Source organism: Streptomyces prasinopilosus, from assembly GCF_001419695.1.
GTDB lineage: Bacteria > Actinomycetota > Actinomycetes > Streptomycetales > Streptomycetaceae > Streptomyces > Streptomyces prasinopilosus.
This window is the reverse complement of record NZ_LIRG01000366.1, coordinates 1-7,711: the sequence shown is the minus strand read 5'-3', so window position 1 is coordinate 7,711 and position 7,711 is coordinate 1. Positions and strand designations below refer to the sequence as shown.

Sequence of the window (7,711 nt, the reverse complement as noted above, 5' to 3'; positions counted from 1 at the left end):
CCTTCAAGGCCGGCTTCGACACCCCGTCGGCGTGCTTGAGCCGCTGCGCGGTGCCCTCGGCGAGCCGGGCGGCGTCGGCGGCGTCGGCGAACCGGGCGGCGTCGCGCTCCAGTTGGGCGGCGCGTGCGGCCACGCTGTCCGCGGTGCCCCGCGCCGTGGCCAACTCCTCCTCCAGCGCTGCCTGTTCCCGGTCGAGGCGGTCGCGGACGCCGGCCCGTGCGGCGGTCCGGACCGCCGCCTCGCGCTGCGCGGTCAGCCGCCGCTCGTGCTCGTGCTCCGCCTGCCTCAGCCGCTCCTGTGCGGGGTGCAGCGCGGAGGCCGCGTCCCGGGCCCGCGCGTACTGCTCCTCCAGTTCCTCCACCTCGTGGGCGAGCCGGTCGGCCGGGGTGTCCCCCGCCTCCGCCCGGGCGGCCGCCAGCGCCTCGCGGACGGTGCCGAGGTGCCGTTCGTGCTCGGCGCGGCGTTCCTCGGCATCCTGGTGGGCGGTGAGGGCGCGTTCCTCCGCCGCGCGGTCGACGTGGCCGGCGTCCTTGCGGGCGGGGGCGGGGTGTTCGACGGCACCGCAGACCGTGCAGGGCGTGCCGTCGGCGAGGTTCGCGGCGAGTTCGGCGGCGATGCCGGCCAGCCGCTGTTCCTTGAGGTCGAGCCAGTGCTGCTTGGCCGCGAGTGCCCGCTCCCGGGCCGTGCGGGCCTGTTCGGCGGCGCGGTCGGTGTCACCGGCCAGTCGGTCCCGCAGCCGTGCGGCGTTCAGCCGCTTGTGCGCGGGGTCGCGCCGCACCGCGAGTTCACCGGCCCTGGTCGCGGCCTCCTGCGCGGACTCGATGCGGGCCCGCAGTCCGCTCCGGGTCTCCTCCCAGTCGGTGAGCCAGGTGTCCGACTCGTCCAGCACGTCGTCGTCGGCGCGCTCCTGGCGGTCCAGGTCGGCCCGTTCGTCGAGGAGTTCGGCGAGCCGCCGCTCGGCGCGGCGGGCCGACTCGAGGCCGCCCAGTTCCTCGGCGGCCCGGCGCGCGGCGGCCGTGAGCCCGTCCGCGCCCGCCTCCCTGTGCTCCTCGGGGAGCGAGGCGCGCGTGCGTGCCTCGGCGTCGGCCGCCTCCCGGTGTTCGGCGTCGGCGGACTCCCGCAGTTCCAGTGCGGGGGCGACCGCCTCGGCCCGGCGGGAGCGGTCCAGGAGCGTCCGCGCCTCCTGCCGGGCGCCGGCTTCCTCTGCCAGCCGCGCCGCGCGCTCCCGTGCCTCGGCGAACCGCCTTTGCAGCCGGTCCCGTTCGCGGACCTCCTCCAGCGACCGGTCGGCGGCGGCCTGCTCGGATTCGGCGGCGGCGAGACGGCAGCGGGCGGCGGTGAGCTGTTCGCGGGCGGTGCTGCGAGCGACGGCGGCCGCGGTCAGCACGCTCTCGGCCAGTCCCGGTTCGCCCGGCGCCAGGTCGTCCAGCAGCATCGCCCCGCCCGCGGCCTGCTGCATCCGGTGCGCGTCGGCGAGCAGGTCCGCGTCGCCGTCCCGGACCCGGGACTCGGCGGCGCGGCGGCGCTCCGCGAGGTGCTTCTCCACGTCGGCGAAGCGGCGGGTGTCGAAGAGCCGGCCGAGCAGTTTGCCGCGCGCCTCGGCGTCGGCGCGCAGGAACCGCGCGAAGTCGCCCTGGGGCAGGAGGACGACCTGGCAGAACTGCTCCCGGCTCATGCCGAGGAGCTGGGTGATCTCCTCGCCGATCTCCTGGTGGGAGCGGCTGAGGTCCTTCCACGAGCGGGCCGCCGGGTCGTACTCGCGCAGCCGGGTCTGCGCCTTGTCGAGGGTGGTGCCGGTGCCGCGCTTCTTCGGGCGCTGCCAGGGCGGTTGCCGGGTTATCTCGAGCCGGCGGCCGGCGACGGTCAGGTCGAGGGTGACCTCGGTGCGGACGGCGGGGGCGGCGTGGTCGCTGCGCAGCGTCATGCCCTGCCCGTTCTGCCGGGCGCCGGGGACGGATCCGTACAGGGCGTAGCAGACGGCGTCGAGGATCGAGGTCTTGCCGGCGCCCGTGGGGCCGTGCAGCAGGAACAGGCCCGCGGCGGACAGTGCGTCGAAGTCGACGGAGAGCGGGCCGCCGAACGGGCCGAAGGCGGCGAGGTCGAGCCGGTGCAGTCTCATCGCGCCACCTCGTGCGCGGTTTGGTCGGCGCGGACCGCGTCGATGGCGTCCCGCAGGACGGCGCGCTCCCGCTCGTCGGGGCCGGCGCCGCGCACGTGGGCCACGAAGTCCTCCGCGATCTGCTGGTCGTCACGGCCGGCGAGGCGGTGGGCGTAGGACACCGCGGGGTCGCCGGGCACGCGTTCGGGGGCGAAGACGAGGCTGAGGGTGTGCGGGAAGCGTTCGGTGAGCCGGGCCATGGGGTCGGCCGGGCGGACCGGGTCGGTGAGGGTGGCCTCGACCCACGCCTCGCGGTGCGGTTCGAGCCCGGGGTCGGCGAGCAGTTCCTCCAGGGGGCCGCGGATCCGGGCGAGGGCGCGCGGCACCGGGCAGTCGATCCGCTCGGCGGTGACGCCGCCGCCGGCGTCCAGGTCGACGAGCCACATGCTCTTGCGGTGGTCCGCCTCGGAGAAGGAGTACGGGAGGGGGGAGCCGGAGTAGCGCACGCGCTCGGTGAGGGTCTGGCAGCCGTGCAGGTGTCCGAGTGCCACGTAGTCGACGCCGTCGAACACTCCGGCGGGTACGGCGGCGACCCCGCCGACGGTGATGTCCCGCTCACTGTCGCTCGGTGTGCCGCCGGTGACGAAGGCGTGGGCGAGGACGACCGAGCGGGTGCCGCGCGGGCGGGCGGCGAGGTCGGCGCGGACCCGGTCCATGGCGGCGGCGAGCACCGCCTCGTGGCCGGCCTTCTCCACCCCCAACTCGTCCTTGACCAGGGCCGGTTCCAGATAGGGCAGTCCGTAGAAGGCGACGTCCCCGTGGCGGTCGGACAGCATCACGGGGGTGCCGCTCGCCGAGGGGTCGGTCCGCAGGTGGATGCCCGCGCGCCCGATGAGTCCGGCGCCGACGCCGAGGCGGCGGGCCGAATCGTGGTTGCCGGAGATCATCACCGTCGGCACGCCCAGGCCGGCGAGGCGGTGCAGGGCGTCGTCGAACAGCTCCACCGCCGCGAGCGGCGGCACGGCGCGGTCGTACACGTCTCCCGACACGACCACCGCGTCGACGGCGTGCTCGCGCACGGTCGCCACGAGGTGGCCGATGAACTCGGCCTGGGCGCCGAGCATGCCGACCCGGTGGAACGACCGGCCGAGGTGCCAGTCGGAAGTGTGCAGAATTCTCATGAAATCGCCCTGGCCTGCATGTCTGCCCTTACTGCGTCCCTGGAACCGGCACGAACCGGCACGGGGCTCGCCGTCGACGTCGACCTCCGCCACGCTAACGCATGGCGCCTCTTGGTCCTTCACCGAACGCCTCTTGTCCCCGGCACCGGGCGATTTCGATGACGTGAACGGCAGCGACCGATGCGGTGGGGTCCGCACCGGACCCCGTGGGGGATCCGCCGTTGCCCGAGGCGGGCGGGGGCGCCCGACGCTCGCGGTCGGGCGTGGTCCCGGTTGTCCTGCCGGTGGTGGGCGTTCCCTCACCCGGCCGCCCGGCTGGGCAGTTGGAACTCGGCGCCGGCCGGCCCCCGGTTCGCCCGGTCGAACCCAGGCACGTCCGGGGTGTCCCCCAGCCGCTCCCGGCTGCCGAAGGTGTCAGCGAGGAACCGCACACGTTCCTTCCCGTCCGCGTGGGACGCGACGGCCACGAAGGTGCCCGTGAAGCGGGGGGGAGGGAAGAGGGCAGTCCGTCACCATCTCGCGCCGTTCGCCGCCGGGAGTCGGTCTCACGGTCGGCGCTGTCCTGTGTGATCCGCACGGCGGGGCATGAATCCGTCCTTACTCGGGACCTCCCCCTCCACGGTGTCTTGATGGGTGACCGGTGCGCCTGGGCTGGCCGGTTCGCCTCCCAGCGCCGTCACCCCGGATTCGCCCCTGGTGCCCGACGGCACGGCCGGAAGTTCCCGTACGCCCCGTCATGACCGAGGCCGCTTACGCCCGTTCCGTACGAGGAGCGGCCGGTATGACGTCGCGGGCCGGTGCGGTGCCCGGTTCACGCGGCGGGGTCACACGTCGCCGTACGTCTCGCCGCCCGGCTCGAAGCGGGCGGTGCCGGCGGTCGCGTCCGCGAGCCAGGACCGGAAGGCGTCCACGTCGGTGTCCGGGAGGGCGATCTCGATCGTGACCTCCTCGCCGTACCGCACGTCCCGCACCTCGCGTCCCGCGTAGCGCAGGTCGTTCTGGATCCTGCCGGCCCGCTGGTGGTCGACGGTCACCGTGGCCAGCCGGAACCGGCGCCGGGTGAGCGTGCCGACGGCGTCCAGCGCTTCGCCGACCACCCCGCCGTACGCGCGGATGAGCCCGCCCGCGCCGAGTTTGACCCCGCCGTAGTAGCGGGTGACGACGGCGACGGCGTACCGCATGTCGCGGCGCAGCAGCATCTGGAGCATGGGGACGCCCGCGGTGCCGCCGGGTTCGCCGTCGTCACTGGCCTTCTGGACGGAGGCGTCCGCGCCGATGACGTACGCCCAGCAGTTGTGGGTGGCGTCGGCGTGCTCCCTGCGGACGGCGGCGACGAACTCCTGCGCCTCCTGCTCGGTGGCGGCCGGGGCGAGCGCGCACCGGAAGCGGGAGCGGTTGATCTCGGTCTCGTGCACGCCCGCGCGGGCGACGGTGCGGTACTCGTCCTGCATCCGGCCAGCCTATGCGCAGCCGTCCGGGCGGGCCGCCCCGGCCGGGGCGGGCGGAGGACGGCTACCGCGCGGGGCCCCGGGGGACGGTCACCGAGGTCAGCAGGGCGGTGCCGGGGGCGAGGTCCGACCAGGCGGTGCCGTGCCAGGTCAGCACGGCGACCGCAGAGGTCGGGAACTTCGTGCGGACCCGGTCGAGCAGGTCGTCCGCGCCGTCGCCGGCCAGGGCCAGGACGAGGTCGGCCAGACCGGGGTTGTGGCCGACCAGCAGCAGGGTGCCGACCTCGGCGGGCACCTCGCGCACCACGGCCAGCAGTCCGGGGACCCCGGCCGCGTACAGCCGGGACTCGTACCGGACCGGCGGGGGCGCGTCCCACTCCGCCGCCGCCAGTTCCCAGGTCCGGCGGGCGCGTACGGCGGTGGAGCACAGGACGAGGCCGGGCGGGCCGACGGCGGCGGCGAGCGCGCGTCCGGCGGCGGGCGCGTCGCGCTCGCCCCGCGCGGCGAGCGGGCGGTCCCGGTCGGGCACGCCCTCGGGCCGGGCGGACTTGGCGTGCCGCAGCACGACCAGCCGACGGGGGACGGCGGCCTCGTCCCGCCCGGCGGGTCCGGCGGCACCGGTGGCCCCGGCGGGTCCGGGTCCGCCTTCGCCGGGGAGCCCGGTCATGCCGGGGACCCCAGGTCCCGGGTGAGGTCGAGGCCGAGCAGCCGGTCGGCGTAGGCGTACGTCTCGAAGCGGGCGCCGTCCGGCACCTCCGGGTCCCGCTCCACCGCGTGGAGCACGCGGAGTACCCCGACCACGTCCAGGTCGTCCTCCCAGGCGGCGCGCAGGTCCGCGCGCACCGTGTCGGGGATGGGCCGCGAGGGCCGGTGCGCCCAGCCGGCGACCGCGCCGCGCCAGCGCCCGAGGGTGTCCGCCGCCTCGTCCAGGGCGGCCGGGCCGAGCCGCAGCGGGCTGCTCCTGGGCCGGGCGAGCAGGGCGAGCCGCAGGACGGCCGGTTCGGCGGGGTGGGGCGGGGCGGTGAGGCCGGCGGGGCCGGTGGCACCGTTGTCGGTGCCGTCCGGCGCGTCGTCGCCCGGCCCTTCCCGGTGGACGGGCGCGACGGCGACGCGGACCCCTTCGGGTGTCTCGCCCCCCTCGCGCACCACGTGCAGGACTTGGGCCTCCCCCAGTCCGGTGCCGACGTCCCGGCCGTCCTCGAAGGGCCGCACGCCGAGGGCGGCGCCCGCCGCGCGCAGTTCGGGCAGGTCACGTTCTCCGTCGAGCAGCGCCCACACCGGGGTGCCGCCGAGTTCCAGGGCGCGCACGAGCAGGTCGGCGACGAGCAGCACGCGCAGGTTCGTCGGATCGAACCCGTGCGTGCGGGCCTCGACGCGGGTGAGGCCCCGCCGGGCGGGGGTGGCGTCCACGAGTTCGCCGGTCCGGGCGTCGGTGATGCGCAGCACGAGGCGAGCGTAGGCGCCCGGGCGGGCCCGCGCAGTCATCTCGCGCGCTTTCGGGGGACGCCGTGGCCGCGGGACGCGACGACGTCCCCTCCACGCGGTCACCCGCTCGTACTCCGGGTGAGCGCGCCGTGCATCGATCGCGGTGCGGACGCCGCTCCGGGCCGGTGTCCCGCCGGGCGAAATAGTCGCGGCCCTCCGGGGGTTCTCCCGGCGTCGAGTCATGTATCCGCAGGGAGGTATCCATGTACGGTGACGCGGAAACGGTCCGCAGGATCCTGACCGGGACGGGCGACACCTGGGCGGTGGTGGGCCTGTCGTCGAACCGGCGGCGCGCGGCGTACGGCGTCGCCCAGGTGCTGCAGCGCTTCGGCAAGCGTGTGGTGCCGGTGCATCCGAAGGCCGAGACGGTGCACGGCGAGCAGGGGTACGCCTCGCTCGCGGACATCCCCTTCGAGGTGGACGTCGTGGACGTGTTCGTGAACAGCGAACTGGCCGGAGCGGTCGCGGACGAGGCGGTGGCCCAGGGGGCCAAGGCCGTCTGGTTCCAGCTGGGCGTGATCGACGAGGCCGCCTACGAGCGGACCCGTGCCGCGGGCCTGGAGATGGTGATGGACCGCTGCCCCGCGATCGAGATACCGCGGCTGGGCCAGGTCTGAGGCCCGCGCCGCCTCCGGCCGCGAGCCGGGGGCGGCGCCCCGGCGCCGGCCGGGTGGCAGCACGTTCGTGTCCCGGGGCGCGCGGCCCCGTGCCCGGTGACGCGCGGCTCAGGCCACTCCCAGCCCCTCCAGCACGACCGCGCCGGGCAGTTCGGCGAAGGCCTTGCCCGGCACCAGGAGTTTGCCCCGCCGGCGTCCGCTGCCGACGAGCACGTACGGCAGGTCGACGACGGCCGCGTCCACCAGCACCGGCCAGTCCGCGGGCAGTCCGATCGGGGTGATGCCGCCGTACTCCATGCCGGTCTCCCCCGTCGCCGTGTCCATCGGGGCGAACGAGGCCTTGCGGGCGCCGAGCCGGCGGCGCACCAGGCCGTTGACGTCGGCCCGGGTGGTGGACAGGACGACGCAGGCGGCGAGGGTGCTCCCGCCGCCCCGCTTGCCCGCCACGACCACGCAGTTCGCCGAGCGCTCGAGGAGGTCCCGGCCGTAGTGCTCGACGAAGACGGCGGTGTCGGCCCACCGCGGGTCCGTGTCGACGTAGAGGATCTGCTCGGCGGGCACGCCGCTGCTCCAGGCGCGGACGGCCGCGGCGACCGGCGCGGTGAGTTCGTCGAGGCAGTCGGGGGCGGGGGTGGCCCGGTCGAAGGTGCCGATGGGTGCGCGCATGCCGGCACGGTAACAGCCGGACGGCGGCCGCCGGCGGGGTGCCCCGGCACGCGGGCGGGGGGCGGTCCGGGCCCCCGGACCGCCGCTCGGAGCCGGGCGGGGTGCGGGCCGCGGTGCTTCCGGGCGTTCGCCGAACCGTACGGCGGGGCCGGGGCTCAGCTCCCCGGTTCGAGCTCGACCAGCCGGTCCGTGCCGTCCCCGGCCGGCCGGTGCGGG

Annotated in this window: 8 protein-coding genes; 1 reads left to right on the top strand and 7 read right to left on the bottom strand. The window is 76.2% G+C overall.

What is annotated here, in order from left to right; translation table 11 throughout:
* The 6 genes from AOK18_RS16345 to AOK18_RS16325 all read right to left on the bottom strand — a co-directional run.
* Positions 1-2,119: AAA family ATPase (locus AOK18_RS16345; protein ID WP_055694839.1), on the bottom strand; the 2,119-nt coding region annotated here is incomplete at its 3' end.
* Complete coding sequence (locus tag AOK18_RS16340) at positions 2,116-3,279, bottom strand: exonuclease SbcCD subunit D (RefSeq protein ID WP_055694840.1); 1,164 nt, start codon at positions 3,277-3,279, stop codon at positions 2,116-2,118. The genes AOK18_RS16340 and AOK18_RS16345, both read right to left, overlap by 4 nt.
* Positions 3,280-3,578: 299 nt before the next feature.
* Positions 3,579-3,710 (bottom strand): hypothetical protein, encoded by a 132-nt coding sequence (locus AOK18_RS35145; protein ID WP_276205353.1) that lies wholly within the window; start codon positions 3,708-3,710, stop codon positions 3,579-3,581.
* 393 nt (positions 3,711-4,103) lie between these two features.
* The gene (locus AOK18_RS16335; RefSeq protein ID WP_055694838.1) at positions 4,104-4,730 is read right to left on the bottom strand and encodes a YigZ family protein; all 627 of its coding nucleotides are present in this window, start codon (positions 4,728-4,730) and stop codon (positions 4,104-4,106) included.
* 61 nt (positions 4,731-4,791) lie between these two features.
* Positions 4,792-5,394, bottom strand: coding sequence for a SixA phosphatase family protein (locus AOK18_RS16330; RefSeq protein ID WP_055694837.1), 603 nt, complete (start codon positions 5,392-5,394; stop codon positions 4,792-4,794).
* Positions 5,391-6,212 (bottom strand): cysteine--tRNA ligase, encoded by an 822-nt coding sequence (locus AOK18_RS16325; protein ID WP_055694836.1) that lies wholly within the window; start codon positions 6,210-6,212, stop codon positions 5,391-5,393. The genes AOK18_RS16330 and AOK18_RS16325 overlap by 4 nt, the downstream gene beginning before the upstream one ends.
* Before the next feature lie 203 nt (positions 6,213-6,415).
* Between AOK18_RS16325 and AOK18_RS16320 the strand changes: the two genes are divergently transcribed.
* Positions 6,416-6,829 carry a CoA-binding protein gene (locus AOK18_RS16320; protein WP_055694835.1) on the top strand — a complete coding sequence of 138 codons (414 nt, stop codon included), beginning with the start codon at positions 6,416-6,418 and terminating at the stop codon, positions 6,827-6,829.
* 108 nt (positions 6,830-6,937) lie between these two features.
* On the opposite strand, the gene AOK18_RS16315 is transcribed toward AOK18_RS16320, so the two are convergent.
* Positions 6,938-7,495 (bottom strand): YbaK/EbsC family protein, encoded by a 558-nt coding sequence (locus tag AOK18_RS16315; RefSeq protein WP_055694834.1) that lies wholly within the window; start codon positions 7,493-7,495, stop codon positions 6,938-6,940.
* Between the last annotated feature and the right edge of the window lie 216 nt (positions 7,496-7,711).